Raw genomic sequence first — 18605 nt, forward strand, 5'->3', positions numbered from 1 at the left:
AACCAACCGTTTCCAGTTGATTTTTACGCTGTCAATTCAATATGTTAATGAACTTATTTCTTTACTTTTGCTTAACATTGTTTCGCTAAGCGGGTGCAAATATAAAACCCTTTTTCGTTCCCACCAACTCTTTAGTTGATTTATTTTAATTTATTTTTAAAAAAACTTATAACAGCTATATTTTCAAGAATTTAGAAATTACTTTTTTTTATTGTTTTTTCGTTTCAATGTACTTCGGTAACCATTTTAATACCATATAGACATTCTCATGGTCGCGTTAGGGATAGAAACGGCATCCTTTTTGTATTCGTAAAAAAAGCTTCCTTTATTAGATATAACGACAATTGCCATACTAATATAATAGGAACAAATACATGTTACAAAAAGATATAGTGTATAGCCCGTTTGTTTTACTTCTTTAAGGAAAACAAAACGCCATAATTAATACTTATATATTTATAGAAACTTCACTTTGACTATTCCTTATATAGATATATCTTTGTAGGCTAAAATTTATACTATATATAATGATACAAATTACTCTGCCAGATGGTTCTGTTAGATCTTTCGAAAAAGATGTAACACCTTATGAAGTGGCTTTAGACATTAGTGCAGGTTTTGCACGTAATGTTATTTCAGCAAAATTCAATGATACAGTTATTGAAACCACCACTCCAATAACCACAGATGGTAGTCTTACTTTATATACATTTAAAGACGATGAAGGAAAAAAAGCCTTTTGGCATTCTTCTGCGCACGTTTTAGCTCAAGCTTTAGAAGAATTGTACCCTGGAGTAAAGCTTTGGGTTGGTCCAGCAGTAGATAATGGTTTTTATTACGATGTTGATTTAGGCGAAGAAGGCACTATTTCTGAAAAGGATTTTAAGTCTATTGAAACTAAAATGATAGAAATCGCCAGAGGTAAGCACGATTTTAAAATGCGTGATGTTTCCAAAACTGAAGCGCTTTCTTATTATAAAGGTAAAAACGAATACAAAGTTGATTTAATAGATAACCTTGAAGACGGCACAATTAGTTTCTGTGACCATGCTACGTTCACAGATCTTTGTCGTGGTGGTCATATTCCGAATACAGGGATTATAAAAGCCGTTAAAATTTTAAGTGTCGCTGGTGCTTATTATAAAGGTGATGAAAACAATAAGCAATTGACTAGAGTTTATGGTATTTCGTTCCCTAAGCAAAAAGAACTAACGGAATACCTTCATTTATTAGAAGAAGCTAAAAAAAGAGATCATAGAAAGTTAGGTAAAGAATTAGAGCTTTTTACATTTTCTAAAAAAGTTGGACAGGGTTTACCGCTTTGGTTACCTAAAGGAGCTGCTTTAAGAGAACGCTTAGAGAACTTTTTGAAAGCTGCTCAAAAGAAAGCAGGTTACGAAATGGTAGTAACACCACATATTGGGCAAAAAGAACTTTATGAAACTTCTGGTCATTATGCTAAATATGGTGCAGATAGTTTTCAACCTATCTCTACACCTTCTGAAGGAGAAGAGTTTTTATTAAAACCAATGAATTGCCCGCATCACTGCGAAATTTATAATACAAAACCATTTTCTTATAAAGAACTTCCAAAGCGTTATGCTGAATTTGGAACTGTATATAGATACGAACAAAGTGGCGAATTACATGGTTTAACACGTGTTAGAGGATTTACACAAGATGATGCGCATATTTTCTGTACTCCCGATCAATTAGATAAGGAATTTAAAGACGTTATCGATTTAGTGTTATATGTTTTTGGTTCATTAGGTTTTGAGAACTTCACGGCTCAAGTCTCATTAAGAGACCCTGAAAATCCAGAAAAGTATATAGGAAGTGATGAAAACTGGGAAAAAGCAGAGCAAGCCATATTAAATGCAGCAAAGGATAAAGACTTAAATTATGTTGTAGAAACAGGCGAAGCTGCTTTTTATGGTCCAAAACTTGACTTTATGGTGAAGGATGCCCTTGGTAGACAATGGCAATTAGGAACCATTCAGGTAGATTATAATTTACCTGAACGTTTTGAATTATCCTATAAAGGTAGTGATAACGAGATGCATAGACCTGTTATGATACACCGTGCACCGTTTGGAAGTATGGAACGTTTTATAGCGATTTTATTAGAGCATACAGGTGGAAACTTTCCATTATGGCTCATGCCAGAGCAGGTAATTATACTTTCTATTAGTGAGAAATATGAAAAATACGCCGAAAAAGTTTTAATTTCGCTAGAAAATGACGAAATTCGCGCCCTCACAGACAATAGAAATGAAACTGTAGGTAAGAAAATTCGCGAAGCTGAAATGCAAAAGTTTCCGTATATGATTATTGTCGGTGAGCAAGAAGAGAAGGATAATACAATAACTGTGCGCCAACATGGTGGAGAAGACCTTGGCACAATTAATGTAGAAGACTTCAAAAAAATAGTAAAAGATAGAGTTAGTAAAAGTTTAAAAACTTTTAAATAATAAGTTTAATTTTAAAATACAGAAGCCATAGCAATACGTAGAAACAGAAAGAATTATACAAGACGTGTATCTCAAGAAGATAAACACCGTATAAATTCTAAAATCAGATCTGAAGAAATAAGATTAGTCGGAGATAATGTTGAAATAGGGATTTATCCTATCAAAAAGGCATTGTCCATAGCCGATGAACAAGGTTTAGATCTTGTAGAGATATCGCCAAATGCGAAGCCTCCTGTTTGTAAAGTTATGGATTATAAAAAATTCCTTTACGAGCAGAAGAAAAGAGAAAAAGCGTTAAAGTCTAAAGCTACTAAGGTAGTTGTTAAAGAAATTCGATTTGGTCCACAAACAGATGATCATGATTATGAATTTAAAAAGAAACACGCTGAAAAATTCTTAAAAGACGGAGCAAAGTTGAAAGCTTTCGTTTTCTTTAAAGGACGATCCATTGTTTTTAAAGAACAAGGTCAAATTTTATTATTAAGATTAGCCCAGGATCTTGAAGAATACGGAAAGGTAGAACAAATGCCTAAGCTCGAAGGAAAGCGAATGATTATGTTCATTGCACCTAAGAAAAAGTAGTTTCGACTACACTCAACCACCCAATAAGTTGTTGAGAGACAAAATACTAAAATGCTGATATTTCAGCAAAACGATAATAAGCGAAGCGTAAATTAAAAAGAGGACAAAATGCCTAAAATGAAAACAAAATCGAGTGCTAAGAAACGTTTCAAACTAACTGGCACTGGTAAGATTAAAAGAAAGCATGCTTTTAAGAGTCATATATTGACAAAAAAATCTAAAAAGCGTAAGCTAAAATTGACTCATGATGCTTTAGTACATAAAGCAGATGAGGACAATATTAAAACAATGTTACGTTTAAAGTAATACGGTTTTAATCGGTTAAAATAAATTACAAACCCTGGAGTTAGGCAAAAGAATTTAGCAAGTGTCAATTATTGACCGCCTACTACAAAAAACAATTAAAAGAAATGCCAAGATCAGTAAATTCAGTAGCGAAGAGAGCCCGTAGAAAAAAGGTTCTTAAGCAAGCAAAAGGTTACTTCGGAAGACGTAAAAACGTTTGGACAGTAGCAAAAAATGCGGTTGACAAAGCGATGCAATACTCGTACAGAGACCGTAGAGTAAAAAAGAGAACATTCCGTTCGTTATGGATTATGCGTATTAACGCAGGTGCAAGACAGCATGGAATGAGCTATTCAAAATTTATGGGAGGATTAAAATCAAATAATATTGACTTGAACCGTAAGGTACTTGCCGATTTAGCGATGAATCACCCAGAAGCTTTTGAAGCTATAGTAAACAAAGTAAAGTAGGCTTTTAGCCAAATTAATAACAACATTTCGCTTATAAAAAACCGATTCATTCATTTGAATCGGTTTTTTTATGCTTTAAGATGAAACATTAACGGATTTCAAACATTCATATGTATACGAATTACCGTTTTTTCTTTTTAACTTACCGTTTTATAAAAACCTATCACATGAAACTTATACAACTCATCACAACCCTCATTCTCCTTGTTACTTTCAATGCTTTTAGCCAAGATAAAGACAAAGCCAAAACATGGGATGTATCACAACCTGAAGGTGATTGGGATTTCAAGGATTTAAAATTGTCGACTGAAGAAGGAACATGGATGAATTTAGATGTGAGTCCAGATGGGAAACACATCGTTTTTGACCTTTTAGGCGACATCTACAAAATAGACAGTGATGGTGGTAAAGCCAAACTTTTAAGAGAAGGACTTCCTTTTGAAATTCAACCGCGTTTTAGTCCTGATGGAAAACATATCTCGTTTACGAGTGACGCCGGAGGTGGTGACAATATATGGATTATGGATAGTGATGGTTCCAACGCCAAACAAGTCACTAAAGAAAGTTTTAGATTATTAAACAATGCTATTTGGACTCCAGACAGCAACTATATTATTGCCAGAAAGCATTTTACATCTGGTCGCTCTTTAGGTGCTGGCGAATTATGGCTTTATCATAAAACAGGTGGTAGTGGTGTTCAACTCACTAAAAAGAAAAATGACCAACAAGATGTAAACGAGCCAACACTATCGCCAGACGGAAAATATTTATATTATAGTGAAGATGTGTATCCTGGCGGAGCATTTCAATATAATAAAGATCCTAACAGTCAAATCTATGTGATCAATCGTTATGATATGGAAACTGGTAAAACCATTAGAATTACTGGTGGTCCAGGTGGTGCAGCACGTCCTCAGGTATCTAGAGATGGAAAAAAGCTCGCCTTTGTAAAACGCGTTCGTACCAAAACGGTTTTGTTTATTCACGATTTAGAAACAGGTGAAGAATGGCCAATCTATGACCAACTCAATAAAGACCAACAAGAAGCTTGGGCTATTTTTGGTGTGTACACCAACTTCAATTGGATGCCTAATAATGAGGATATCATTATATGGTCTGGCGGAAAAATTAATAAGATTAATATCAATTCGCTTCAAGTTTCAGATATTCCATTTGAGGCTAAGGCTACCATTAAAATTGCAAAAGCCGTTGAATTTGATACTCCTGTTGCACCAGACACTTTTGATGCGAAAGTAATTCGACATGCAACAACCTCGCCTGATGGGAAATTTATTGTTTTTAATGCGCTTGGATATTTGTACAAACAAGAACTACCTAATGGAAAAGCGAAGCGCTTAACTTCTGGAACTGATTTTGAGTTTGAACCTACATTTTCGCCAGATGGAAATACAATTACTTATGTAACTTGGAATGATGAAGAACTTGGAGCCATTTTTTCAGTTTCAGCAAATGGAGGGATTGGGACAAAATTAACTTCAGAAAAAGGCATCTATCGCAATCCATCCTATTCTCACAATGGTAAACACATTGTCTATCGAAAGGAAAGTGGAAATAACGACCAAGGAAGAACCTTTACAAAGAAGCCTGGTTTATATACTATGAACAGTGATGGTAGCAACACAAAATTTATTATAAAAGAAGGTGATTTTCCTAGATTCAATGCGGATGATACCCGAATTGTGTATCAAAATGGTGGACAGTTTTTCGGATCCTTAACTAAAACATTAAAAAGTGTAGACCTCAATGGTTTTGATGAACGTACCCTTGTAAAATCTAAACACGGCAATATTTTAGTTCCAAGTCCTGATAGCAAATGGATAGCATTTGTGCATTTACATAAGGTGTATTTGGCACCAATGCCTAAAGCGGGAAAAACTTTAGATTTTACGGATAAAAGTAAATTTGTTCCAGTAACTCAGTTGTCTAAAGATGCCGGAATCAATCTTCATTGGTCTCAAGACAGCAAAACCTTGCATTGGACTTTAGGTAACCAGTATTATTCAGTTGAAGCGACCGAAGATGCTGAATTAGTAGAAAAAGGAATTCAGATAAATCTTGAAGCCAAAACGGATAAACCTTCAGGTAAAATTGCCTTAAAAGGAGCACGACTTATCACTATGGAAGGCGATGATGTTATTGAAAATGGAACGATTATTATTGAAAACAATAGAATTGAAGCCATTGGACAAACATCAGATGTTACCATACCTTCCGATGCAAAAGTTTATGATGTTACAGGAAAAACAATTATGCCAGGAATGGTAGATGCTCATGCCCATATTGGTGGTTTTAGATACGGATTAACCACACAAAAACACTGGCAGTTTTATGCCAATTTAGCCTTTGGAGTAACGACTTCTCATGATCCTTCTGCACATTCTGAAACCGTTTTTGCACTTTCCGAATTACAAAAAGCAGGTGAATTAGTTGGACCTCGCCTCTACTCTACCGGTTTTATTCTATATGGAGCTGAAGGAGATTTTAAAGCCGTCATAAACAATCTTGAAGATGCGCGTTCATCGATTAGGAGAACAAAAGCATTTGGAGCGTTATCAGTAAAGAGTTATAACCAACCAAGACGCGACCAACGTCAACAAGTATTACAAGCTGCGCGCGAAGAAGGTATTTTTGTTGTTCCTGAAGGAGGTTCTACATTCTACCACAATATTACCATGGTTATGGATGGCCATACAGGTGTTGAGCATAATATTCCTGTCGCACCAGTTTATAAAGATGTTATAGAACTTTGGAGTAACAGTAACGTAGGTTATACGCCAACACTTATTGTAAATTATGGCGGAATGAATAGCGAATTCTATTGGTATCAAAAAACCAATGTTTGGGAAAACGAAAAGCTTCTTAAATACACACCACGAGGCATTGTTGATTCACGTTCTAGACATCGCATGATGGTTCCTGATGAGGAATATGAAAACGGACATATTCTAGTTTCAAAAACAACAAAAGCCCTTAGCGATGCTGGTGTAAAAGTTAATCTTGGTGCGCACGGCCAATTACAAGGCCTTGGAGCACATTGGGAATTATGGTCACTTCAACAGGGAGGAATGACGAACCATGAAGCTCTAAAAGCTGCCACAATAAATGGAGCTAATTATATAGGTGCTGGTAACGACATTGGTTCTCTTAAAAAAGGAAAGCTAGCCGATTTAATTGTTATGGATAAAAATCCTCTAGAAAATATTAGAAATTCTGAAAGTATCATTTACACCATGATTAATGGTCGATTATACGATACAGCAACCATGAATGAAATAGGTAATCACCCCAAAGAGCGTACTGAATTCTATTGGGAAAATAATAAATATAACCAAGCATTTCCTTGGCATGAAGCATCACAGAGTTTTACACGAGAAGCTTGTGGCTGTCATGTTGGTTCGCATTAAAACAAAATAGCCGATGTTTCCGAAACCTATTGGTATGGCATCGGCTTTAAAGTTCACCTCATTTGAATACAACCTACACATACAATTTATGAAAGACATTAAAATGGTCGTCACAGATATGGATGGCACTCTACTCAATTCTAATCACGAAGTGAGTACTAAATTCTTTGATCTATTTAAACATCTTAAGAAACAAGATATTCAATTTGTAGCGGCTAGTGGCCGACCTTATTACAGTATTGTAAAAAAACTTCAAACTATTGAAAGCGACATTATAATCGTTGCAGAAAATGGTGGTTTAGTAATTAAAAATGAACAAACACTTCTTTCTAATGTGCTTAATCCAAATCGTGTAAAAGAGCTATATGCCTTAGTTACAAAAATTGATAACACCTACCCTATTTTTTGCACAAAACACAAAGCCTATATTTATAGAGCATCAGAAGAATTGGTGAAGACCTTTTCTGAGTATTATTCAGCATATACCATTGTTGATAATCTTGAAGAGATTACAGATGACATTATTAAAATAGCTTTATACCACCAGACAAATTCTGAAGCACACATATTTCCACATGTAAAACATTTAAAACCCGAACTCAATGTTGTGGTTTCAGGAAATCATTGGGTTGATATTTCAGAAGCCATTACTAATAAAGGTAATGCGCTTACATTTTTGCAAAAAGAACTCGGTGTAAAACCATCTGAAACTATGGTGTTTGGTGATTTTAATAACGATTTAGAAATGCTGAAATGTGCTGAATATAGTTATGCTATGGCCAATGCACATCCTGATGTAAAAGCCGTTGCTAATTTTGAAATTGACTCCAACGATAACAATGGTGTAGAATTGGTTTTAGAACAATTAATTGCCGAAAGCAGTAAGCACTAAATGTCTTCCACCTGCTCTATTTCGATGTTCGCAAAGGTAAATCCCTTGCCAAATACCAAGATTTAGTTTCCCATTTGAAATAGGAATTTGAATAGACGACCCCATTAAAGATGCTTTTATATGTGCTGGCATATCATCAGCACCTTCAAAGGTATGTTTATAATAGGGCTGATTTTCTGGTACCATGTTATTAATATGGCTTTCAAAATCTAATCGTACTGTTGGATCTGCGTTTTCATTGATGGTTAAACTTGCGGAAGTGTGTTTAATAAATACTTGTAATTGACCGATTTTAATCTGGCTAATTTCAGGGATTGCATTTAAGACTTCAGATGTAATTAAATGAAAGCCTCTTGAAAAGGGCTGAAGTTTAATTTCGTTTTGAAAAAATTGCATGTAGAAATTGATTTTCTAAAGTTTTTAATCTGTTGAAATTTCATCAAATGCAAGCTTAAACTCTTCCCAACTAATACGTTTATCGCCATCTTTATCATAACCTTCAATAAGTTTTGTACTTACCAACCCTCGAATAAAACCACTTATTTCGGCCTCATGAAGTAGATCTTTAATTTCTGACTTTGATAATTTCCCATTACCATCTTTATCAAAAAACTCAAAAGCTTTTTCGGGTGTACTAAAATGATTGGTAATTAAAATTTGGATTTTATTGAGTACGGTTTCTTTTGATAGCATAACTATTGTCTTTTCATTAAAAATAAGAATTATAACGGGAAAACTCTAGTGTATTCATAAAAAAAGGTCGCATTACTGCGACCTTTAACTTAGTTGATTAAAAACCCTACTTCTTAATCACCCTTGCCGAAATTTTCCCAAACCTCGTAATACTTTCAAAAGATACAAGCCATAATGAAAACTAAAATTTTTAATTGACTTATACTCTTTTGCTAAAACCATAAATAACAATGTAGTATTTATAGTCTTGGATATGCTATAATCATTGGCTATCAAAATTAAATCTATATCTACAACATACCAATAGTATGGTGTGAAATGCGTTGTTATGTATGTGAATGACCGACTATTATATAAAATACTCGATTTTTATATAAATAAGGATAAGATGATCACCTTAGCCAAAAAAAAAAAAAACGGCGATATCCTAAAAGGTTATCGCCGATTGATTAAAATTACTTTAATTAAATTTTTATGATCTGCTTTATAGTTTCATTTTGGTTGATATTTATTCTTAAGATATACACACCTGATTGGTACTGATTTAAATCTATGGAAAAATTTGCGTCCGTGCTTACCTTATTTATAAGTAATCTACCATTTATATCGTAAACGGTCACTTTTGATTCTTGCGCATTTGGTATTACAATAGCAACGTTACCATTTGTTGGGTTTGGAAACACTTTGATGCTTTGCATCTGATCATTATCTGCTATACTTAATACTCCTTCAACAGTAACTACAATTTCTACACGCTCACTTTCGCAACCATTGTCGTTTATACTAGATACCCAATATGAGGTTGAGCCAGCTTCTGATGTATCTGGTGTTGGTGCCTCAACTTCTCCTGTTCCACCAGTTTCTGTTGTGTACCATAATAAACCTGATCCGTTAGTACCTACTGTTGCTGTTAGTGCTGTTGCTGTATCATATTGCACATATTCTACAAGAGAATCAGCATCTGGTGGAGTTAATAATGTAGTTATTGGTGAACCAGCTAACCAGTTTGAAGTCGATCCTGTTAAAGCAAAATTATTCAACGTTCCATTATTACCATTTCCTGATACATCAGTTAAGGTGTTTATACCAATGTTTTCACCTGCATGCATACCTTTATTGAATTGATAAGATGCAACTAATCCGGCTTCCGTACATTGAACTTCACTACTTTTAGTATTATCAATTTCTGTAGCTGTTCTAACGACATCCCAAATACGTAATTCATCTATAGAACCACTAAAATGTGACGTACTAGGACTTCCAATAGTTAAAGACCCCATTGGTACAGTATAGATACCAAATGTTCCAGAAGCATCTAAAGCACCATCAATATATAAGCTAGCTTCACCATTTGTACTTATTGAGCTTGTAGTTAATGCTACATGATGCCAATTATTATCATCAACATTTTGATTAGATATAAGATTAAACCCACCATAACCATGTCTGCCAGTTGTATATGTTAACTTTCCATTACTTACTGCTAATAAACTAGAATCATAACCAGAATTACTTAATATAATTATGCCGTCTTTATCAGTTTTGATCCAAGCCTCGATTGTAAAATCGGTTAGCGAGGTATATGTATTTGTTAGCGAAACATAATCATCTACTCCATCAAAATTAAGATGGGTTGCAGGACCAGGACCATATACAGTAACCACAATTTCTACACGTTCACTTTCACACCCGTTTTCATTTGTACTTGCTATCCAATAAGAGGTTGAGCCAGCTTCTGATGTATCTGGAGTTGGTGCTTCTGTACTTGCAGTTCCACCTGTTTCTGTATTGTACCATAATAAACCTGTTCCGTTAGTCCCAGCTGTTGCTACTAAAGCTGTTGCGGTATCGCCTTCGCCGTAATTTACTGGTGTAGTTACCTCAGGTACACTTGGAATAATAGAACCAGTAGTTACAGGCGAACCTGCTAAAAAGTTTCCTGTAGTACCGGTTAAAGCAAAATTAGTAAATGTGCCATCGTTTGCATTTGCCGTAGCGTCAGTTAAAGTTGTAATCGTTGTATTATCATTTCCGTCAAAACCTTGATTGAATTTATAATAGGCTACTAAGCCTGTTTCTGTACCTTGTAGTTCACAGTTTTTTGAACCATTTATTTGTTCTGCTGATCTTGTAACATTCCAAATTCGGATATCATCCATATGACCTGTATAATGACGACCAGAATATATGGGATTGTTTCCAATTAATACTGTGTGAATATTATTATTAATAATCCCAGAAGCAGAAGCTTGAGTTTCCAATACACCATCTACATAAATCTTAATAGAGTCACCTCCTAAAGTAGCGGCTATATGATGCCAATTCCCATCCGTAATACTAGTCGTTGAATTAATTTCTTGTGTAGGGACAACACCACTAGCGGTAAAGTTTACTGTTCCTGATTCATTTAAATGTAACCTCCAACTATCATCTCCTTTTACCACGAGAGCATCCCATTGCTGAGGCATTACACTTGAATTCATCCAAAGCTCTACGGTCATTTGATTTGTAAAATCGAAATTAGACTCATTTGGTATTTCAATATAATCATTAGCACCATCAAAATTGAGATGAGTTGCAGGTGGTGGAGGAAGAACTGCCCCAAAGTCTTGCCATCCTTCTGCTGCCTGATAAAGTCCTTCTGTTCCAATAGGAACATACAAAGTTGCCGTTTCCGTATTGACACCAAAAAAAACATTGCTAGTAATAGGTAATGGTGTTGCCCACTCGACTGTAACCGAAGTTAAATCAGTACAAAATTCAAATGCATTATTACCAATATTTGTTACCGAACTAGGAATAACCACAGTAGTTAGACTAAAACACGCATTAAAGGAAAGCTGTCCGATACTTGTAATTGAATTCCCCAGATCTACGGATGTTAAATTTGAACAAAACTGAAATGCGTTATTTCTTATTTCAGTCACTGTATTAGGAATTGTAATTGAAGTTAACGTTGTACTACCCTGAAACGCAGCATCTAAAATTGAAACTACAGTGTAAGTAGCACCAGCGTTTTGAACCATTGAAGGCACAACTAGCTCACCTACATAACTTGAAGACGACGTTACACCAACAGTATTGGTAGTCGAGGAAATAACATAATAATTTACTCCGTCTACAGAAAATGTTTGAGCGGAAATTGAAGTTGCAAACACTATAGCAAATAATAAAAGTAATTTTTGTTTCATAATCATAGATTTAGTTAGGAATAATTGTAGTCCAAATCTAATTATTTATCTATGAAATGCACAAAACAAGGGTTGAAACGCATTATTTTGTATTTCAGAGGTTATTTTAACCGTTTAGCGAATGTTCTGGATAACGAGATTTCTATGTTATTTACGAAAACAGATGATGCCGTAAGTCGTTGAATTTTTGTTCTGTTGACCAAATAGGAACGATGCGTTTGCACAAAAATATCGGTTGGCAACTGTTCTACAATTGTATTCAAGGATTGCCTAACCGTATATTTTTTAGATGTGGTGTAGATATTTACATAGTTGCCATCAGCTTCAATATAATTGATAGAGTTATACTCTAAATTAACGATATCATAACCATCTTTAATCTGTAACGTTTGGGTTTCCCGCTTTTGAGCTACCAAACTAATTGCTGCTATAACCTCTACTTTCTTAATAGGTTTGGTTAAATACCCATTTGGTTTTGTTCTTATCGCTTGACTCATTAAAGCAAAATCTTGTTGACCCGTTATAAAAATGACTGTAGCATTTTCGTTTTTAGCTTCCGATAGTTCTATTCCTGTATTTTTACCATTGAGGTTTATGTCCATTAAAATAATATCTGGTAAAAAGGATGTCATCAAACCTCGAGCTGTCTGTGCATCATTTGCTATTTTCACATTGTTAAAATGTTCTTCTTTCAATAATTCAGAGATATAATCTGCTATTATAATTTCGTCTTCTACAATAAGGATTTTTGTAAGTTGCTCTTTGGTCATTAGGCTATCTGTTGTGAAAATGAAAATTTAAAACCATTACTGCTTTGAATTGAATAATCTACTTTTATTTGTCTAGCGAGTTTATCTATGAGTTTAGGTTTTATGCTCATATTATTAGCTGCTGTTCCATTATCTGAATACTGAAAATACAAGGTGCTCGTCTGTTTGGTTAATTCAAAAATTATGGTTTTGTTATCTTGTGGAGAAAAGGCGTGTTTTATTGAATTTATAAATAATTCTGTAAGCAGCAATCCATAGTACATGGCATAATCTGTGGAAATTTCTACAGACTGGATATTTATATTTGTTTTTATGTTATTATCCTTAAAGACTTCAAAAAAAGAAGCCATGACATCATGGAGATAATTCTGTATATCAATTTTCTTCTTGTCGTTGTTTTTGTAGAGGTGTTGATGTAATGTTGAAATGGCCTCTACTTTCGTCAAAATATTTTTGAGCTGAAAGTTCTCTTGATTTTTTGATTTTTTCAATTGGTCTGAAATAAGAATAACTACCAATTGTAAATTATTGTTGATACGATGGTTGGCTTCACTTAATAAAAACTCATTTTCTTGAGATAAGCTATGCAGTTCCTTATTACTTTTTTTCTCCTTTTTTAAGAAATAGGCAATTAAAAGTGATAAACCTATTGCCGCTAAAAGTAATCCAATGCTTATAATTAATTTTGCTTTATTGGATGCTAACGCCTTATTTTGGTTTTCAATTTCTAGATTACTAATCTTTATTTGGTTTTCTTTTTCTGTCAATTTATATTTCTCTTCAAGTTCAAAAAGAAATTTACTGTGTTCTATTTTATAATATGCATCTGTAAGATCTAATCTGAGCTCTAAATATTCATAGGCTTTTGTCGTATTACCTAATTTTTCATAGATATTCCTAATATTATCAACAAAAAGAATTTCTCCATAAAACAATTCATTCTCTTTGGCAAAACTCAAAGCTTTTAAACACTCTTCTAAGGCTTTATTATACTGTTTATCTTTTATTAAAACTCTAGTATAATTAATATACGCATCTACTTTATTCTGAATTAAATTGTTTTTTTCGGCAAAGGATATTAGGTCTTCGAGATAGTCTATGGTTTTCTTATAATCCTTTTTATTTTCATAAACTCCAGATATTTCAAGCGAAGAATAAAATATGCCATCCTTATCGTTTATTTTTTTTGAAAGTTGAAGTCCTTTTTTAGCGTACAATAGTGTAGAGTCCGGTATAAAAAAATACTCGGTAAACAATGCCGCTTTTCTACCATAATATTTTGCTAAGTAACGATCTTCTATTTTATGGTGTTTTAATATTGATGTCGCAATATCTAAATGTTTTACTGCATCAGTAAACAAGATTCTTTTGCGATAAAATTCTGCCATTTTCACATGGTACAAAAACTTTAGTTGCTTATTATTAGTTAAATTAATCGCTTCAAATGCCTGAATGTAATAGGTATTGGCCGTATCATAATCTAACTTAAGTTTATAGATATCTGCCAGACCTAAAAGAAAATGTATTTCATCTTCTTTAGTGGTATGTTCTTTTAGGTGTTCTGTATAATAAGACAATGCTTTATCTAATTTATTTTCATAAATTAAATTCTGGCCATGGTTTAAAATTGTGTCATCTTGAGCAAATAACAGTTGAAAGCTTGTTAAGAATAGCGCTATAAATATGTGTTTCATATTAAGTCTTCTGCTTCTTCTTTTTCGCAGCTGGAAACAATACATTGTTTAAAATTAAACGATAACCAGGTGAGGTAGGATGTAAATCTAATTCGGTTTTTGGGTCGCCTACTCTATGCGTATAATCTTCTGGATCGTGACCTCCATAAAAGGTAAAAAAGCCTTTACCTTTAATACCGTGAATGTATTTAGCTTCACCATTGGTTCGGTTTTCTCCCATTACCAATACATTAGATTTAATTTGATCTCTAGTAAACGACGTCGTTTGGCCCATAAACCCTTTTACTAAAGCCGTATGATTTTGTGTTAGCATCGTTGGAATAGGATCCCATTTTGCAGAATATTCCATTAAAGAAAAATAATCTACAGTTTTATTTATCTGTCTTTTTTGAGTCATATCTATTGAAGAAAACTCGTAAACATTAGGACTACGTTCTAGTATATAATCTTTAAAAGCGAAGGTTTTAGAAAAATCAATTTTATTCTGATATCCTGGATCACTTCCATCACCATCAAACATTGGCTCACATATATCTACTCCTTCAGCCGAAAGCGCAATATCAAAACTATCGGTCGCTGAACACATAGCAAACATAAATCCGCCACCAACAACATAATCTCTAATTTTAAGCGCTACAGCTAGTTTAGCATCAGATACCTTATCGTATCCTAAGGTTCCAGCTAATTCTTCTGCTTCTTTTTTATCTTCAATATACCAAGCTGCGGATCTATAAGCTCTATAGAATTTACCATATTGACCTGTAAAATCTTCATGGTGCAAGTGTAACCAGTCGTAGAGTAGTAATTCATCTTTTAAAACCTCCTCATCATAAATGGTTTCATATGGAATTTCAGCATAGGTCAATACCATAGTTACAGCATCGTCCCAAGGTTTTAGTCCTGTTGGAGTATAAACAGCTATTTTTGGTGCTTTTTCTAATACAACCGCTTCTTGATTTACAGCAGGACTCGCAATATCTTCTAAAATCTGAGCCGCTTTAGCATCAGAAATCACTTCAAAAGAGACGCCTCTAATTTGGCATTCGCGTTGAATAATTTCGGCATCAGGTAATAAAAACGAACCACCTCTATAATTAAGTAGCCACTTTACTTTTAGCTCGCGATCTAAAGTCCAATAGGTTATACCGTAGGCTTTTAAATGGTTGCTCTGCGTTTCTGCGTCCATTGGAATAAGAATATAAGACGCATAAGCATTGGAGCTACATACAATTAGAAATAAAATGATGGCAATTTTCTTCAAGTTCATAGATTTAGAACGAAATATAACCAATTTTTAGTCTTTAATGAATTGATTTATCATTCTTTTAAGACCTTGTTTGAATATGTAATACGACTACTTTAAAGTAGATTCACTTCCCGAAAGTAAGCTAGCTATGACTTTGGTACCTTCAAACTGTTCTAAAATAATTTTAACAAATACAGTTATCGGAATAGCCATTACTAAACCAGGAATTCCCCAGAGAAAACCCCAAAACATTAGCATTACTAAAACCGCAATGACGTTTATAGAAAATGATTTTCCCATAAAAATAGGTTCTAATACTGCACCAAACGTCACTTGTACTAAAGAAATTGATAGAATAAAGAAGAACAAAGTACTTGTAGGATCGAGCTCTACAAAAGCAAAAATAGATAAGAAAATTACTGAAATAAAAGAGCCTACCATTTGAACAAAATTAATAGTAAAGGCAAATAGTCCCCAGAATATAGGGAAACTCACATCAAAAAACACGCACATTAATCCTGTAAATATACCAGTTAAAGCACTAACTAAGACCTTCACTTTTATGAATTTTATAAGATCTTTTTCGATCTTCATAAAGGTTTTAATAGATGTGTGTTTTTGTTTTAAAAGCGTATTATTCAATAACTTATGAACATTTATAGATTCTGCCAACCACAGAACAACAAAGAAAACAGTCATTAATAAACCGGTTAAGAAAGAGTTTAAAAATCCAAGTGTTGATCCTAAATTTTCCTTCTGAAAAAACTGGCCTAAAACCCCATGCTCTTGTTCTATCTCAATACCAAAATTATCTAATAAGTAGATTTTTAAGTCCGCTGTTTTTAATTCAGCTTTAGCTAAGAATTCAGTATTGTTTGCTAAAATTTGTTTACTCGAAAGTTGTATGAGTTCAATACCTAATTTAAGCCCTAAGGTTACCAGAAGTAAAACAATAATTATGCTTATTATCTTTGGTACATTTCTACGACCTAACCATCGCATCAATGGTAAAAACAACAACGCAATAAACATTGAAAAAATCAATGGAATAAATATAAAGGACAATATCTTTAGTAAATAGAATACTAAAGGGACTGCTATAATTAGCAACAACACATTTGTTGTACGTCTTTGTTCTAACATTCGGCAAATTTCTTTTTAACTAAGCGGTCAAAGATACATCAAAATACACTTTTCATTAGCTTAAAATGCTGTTAAAATGGTACACCGTCATCTTCAGGACCGCCAAAGGCGTCTGAAGCTGAAGGGAATTTATCTGGAGTAAACGTATTGTCGCTGGCTGCATCGTTCATTTTTGAATGAAATTCACCACCAAAAGGAGTATCAAAATCATCTAAATTATCAAACTTACCCAAATGACCAATAAACTTCAATCGAATGTTTTCTAAACCACCATTTCTGTGTTTTGCAACAATAAATTCACCTTGTCCTTCGGTTGGCGAACGTTCTTCATCATCCCATTCGTCAATCTTATAATATTCAGGTCTATAGATAAACGAAACAATATCCGCATCTTGCTCAATGGCACCAGATTCACGTAAATCGGATAATAATGGTCGTTTACTTCCACCACGCGTTTCAACTGCACGCGATAATTGAGATAAGGCGATTACAGGAACACTCAATTCTTTTGCCAAGGCTTTTAGGTTACGAGAAATCATGGAAATTTCTTGTTCACGATTTCCACCTTTTTGACTTCCACCTGCAGTCATTAATTGCAAGTAGTCAATCATAATCATCTTAATTCCGTATTGAGATGCCAAACGACGTGCTTTTGCTCGTAAATCGAAAATAGAAAGCGACGGAGTATCATCTATAAATAAAGGAGATTGTTCTAAGGTTTTTACTTTAACGTTTAGCTGTTCCCACTCGTGTTTCTCTAATTTACCTGTTCTTAACTTTTCTGAAGATAGTCCGGTTTCACTCGAAATTAAACGGGTTATTAACTGTACAGAAGACATCTCTAAAGAGAAGAAAGCTACAGGTATATTACTACTTACAGCAATGTTTCTTGCCATGGTTAACGTTAATGCCGTTTTACCCATACCAGGACGTGCTGCAACAATGATTAAATCACTTGGTTGCCATCCTGAAGTTAATTTATCGAGTTTATCAAAACCTGAAGGTACACCACTCATACCTTCTTTATTAGACATTTCCTCAATTTTCTTTTTCGCCTGTATTACTAAACTTTGAGCAGATTCAGTAGATTTCTTTACGTTACCTTGAGTGACTTCGTATAATCTTGCTTCCGCATTATCTAATAAATCAAAAACATCTTTAGTTTCGTCGTATGCTTCCTCAATTATTTCGTTCGAAATCTTAATTAAACTTCTTTGAATATATTTTTGAAGGATAATCCTAGCATGAAATTCAATATGTGCCGAAGACGATACGCGTTGCGTTAAAGAAATGAGGTAGAAATCACCTCCAATTAATTCTAATTTTTCATCTTTCTTTAATTGACTAGAAACGGTTAATAAGTCAATTGGCTCACTATTTTCGAAGAGTTTAAAAATGGCTTCGAAGATATGTTTGTGTGCTTCTTTGTAGAAAGAATCTGGACTTAAAATATCAATTACTTCGTCTACACCCTTTTTATCAATCATCATTGCACCTATCACAACCTCTTCTAAATCAATTGCTTGAGGTGGTATTTTACCTTTTTCTAGGTTAATGATAGTGCCCTTATCAACTTTGTAGCCTTGTACTGGGTTTGGTTGTTTCATAAGTAACAAAAGTAGTTAAATAGTGTTGAGAAAATGAAATTGATCGCTTTACGATTTCAACATGTCATCAACAATCTAACTGTTAATAACTTGGATTTATTGTTAATAGCGCCAAAAAAAACCGAAGCTAAAACTT

14 protein-coding genes are annotated in these 18605 nt (G+C 33.9%); 6 read left to right on the forward strand and 8 right to left on the reverse strand.

What is annotated here, in order from left to right:
- The first annotated feature begins 527 nt into the window (after window positions 1-527).
- The 6 genes from thrS (at window position 528) to K1X16_RS00030 (ending at window position 8125) form a co-directional block, all read left to right on the forward strand.
- A complete protein-coding gene (gene thrS, locus K1X16_RS00005; RefSeq protein ID WP_195872536.1) occupies window positions 528-2471 on the forward strand; it encodes a threonine--tRNA ligase in 1944 nt (647 codons plus the stop codon).
- Window positions 2472-2504: 33 nt separating this feature from the next.
- The gene (gene infC, locus K1X16_RS00010) at window positions 2505-3053 is read left to right on the forward strand and encodes a translation initiation factor IF-3 (RefSeq protein ID WP_195872590.1); all 549 of its coding nucleotides are present in this window, start codon (window positions 2505-2507) and stop codon (window positions 3051-3053) included.
- 108 nt (window positions 3054-3161) lie between these two features.
- Complete coding sequence (gene rpmI, locus K1X16_RS00015) at window positions 3162-3359, forward strand: 50S ribosomal protein L35 (RefSeq protein WP_040279932.1); 198 nt, start codon at window positions 3162-3164, stop codon at window positions 3357-3359.
- A gap of 104 nt (window positions 3360-3463) precedes the next feature.
- Window positions 3464-3808, forward strand: a complete 345-nt coding sequence (rplT, locus tag K1X16_RS00020; RefSeq protein WP_195872537.1) for a 50S ribosomal protein L20 — start codon at window positions 3464-3466, stop codon at window positions 3806-3808.
- Window positions 3809-3975: 167 nt separating this feature from the next.
- Complete coding sequence (locus K1X16_RS00025) at window positions 3976-7233, forward strand: amidohydrolase family protein (RefSeq protein WP_225034575.1); 3258 nt, start codon at window positions 3976-3978, stop codon at window positions 7231-7233.
- Between the two features lie 13 nt (window positions 7234-7246).
- Window positions 7247-8125 carry an HAD family hydrolase gene (locus K1X16_RS00030; RefSeq protein WP_225034576.1) on the forward strand — a complete coding sequence of 293 codons (879 nt, stop codon included), beginning with the start codon at window positions 7247-7249 and terminating at the stop codon, window positions 8123-8125.
- Here the strand turns inward: K1X16_RS00030 and K1X16_RS00035 are convergent.
- From K1X16_RS00035 to dnaB, 8 genes are all read right to left on the reverse strand, one after another.
- Window positions 8099-8521, reverse strand: a complete 423-nt coding sequence (locus K1X16_RS00035; RefSeq protein WP_225034577.1) for a secondary thiamine-phosphate synthase enzyme YjbQ — start codon at window positions 8519-8521, stop codon at window positions 8099-8101. The genes K1X16_RS00030 and K1X16_RS00035 overlap by 27 nt on opposite strands.
- Window positions 8522-8545: 24 nt before the next feature.
- Window positions 8546-8818: an EF-hand domain-containing protein gene (locus K1X16_RS00040; protein ID WP_195872541.1), complete on the reverse strand. Its 273-nt coding sequence runs from the start codon at window positions 8816-8818 to the stop codon at window positions 8546-8548.
- A 464-nt stretch (window positions 8819-9282) separates the two neighbouring features.
- The gene (locus K1X16_RS00045) at window positions 9283-12009 is read right to left on the reverse strand and encodes a LamG-like jellyroll fold domain-containing protein (RefSeq protein WP_225034578.1); all 2727 of its coding nucleotides are present in this window, start codon (window positions 12007-12009) and stop codon (window positions 9283-9285) included.
- 101 nt (window positions 12010-12110) lie between these two features.
- A complete protein-coding gene (locus K1X16_RS00050; protein WP_225034579.1) occupies window positions 12111-12779 on the reverse strand; it encodes a LytR/AlgR family response regulator transcription factor in 669 nt (222 codons plus the stop codon).
- Window positions 12779-14473 (reverse strand): sensor histidine kinase, encoded by a 1695-nt coding sequence (locus K1X16_RS00055; protein ID WP_225034580.1) that lies wholly within the window; start codon window positions 14471-14473, stop codon window positions 12779-12781. Before K1X16_RS00055 ends, K1X16_RS00050 begins: the two co-directional genes overlap by 1 nt.
- A 1-nt stretch (window position 14474) precedes the next feature.
- Window positions 14475-15740, reverse strand: a complete 1266-nt coding sequence (locus tag K1X16_RS00060; protein ID WP_410529957.1) for an asparagine synthetase B — start codon at window positions 15738-15740, stop codon at window positions 14475-14477.
- A gap of 87 nt (window positions 15741-15827) precedes the next feature.
- Window positions 15828-16862: an AI-2E family transporter gene (locus tag K1X16_RS00065; RefSeq protein ID WP_195872545.1), complete on the reverse strand. Its 1035-nt coding sequence runs from the start codon at window positions 16860-16862 to the stop codon at window positions 15828-15830.
- A gap of 71 nt (window positions 16863-16933) precedes the next feature.
- A complete protein-coding gene (gene dnaB, locus K1X16_RS00070; protein WP_195872546.1) occupies window positions 16934-18469 on the reverse strand; it encodes a replicative DNA helicase in 1536 nt (511 codons plus the stop codon).
- Window positions 18470-18605 lie beyond the last annotated feature (136 nt).

This window comes from Winogradskyella sp. SM1960 (assembly GCF_020179375.1).
Taxonomy (GTDB): Bacteria; Bacteroidota; Bacteroidia; order Flavobacteriales; family Flavobacteriaceae; genus Winogradskyella; species Winogradskyella marina.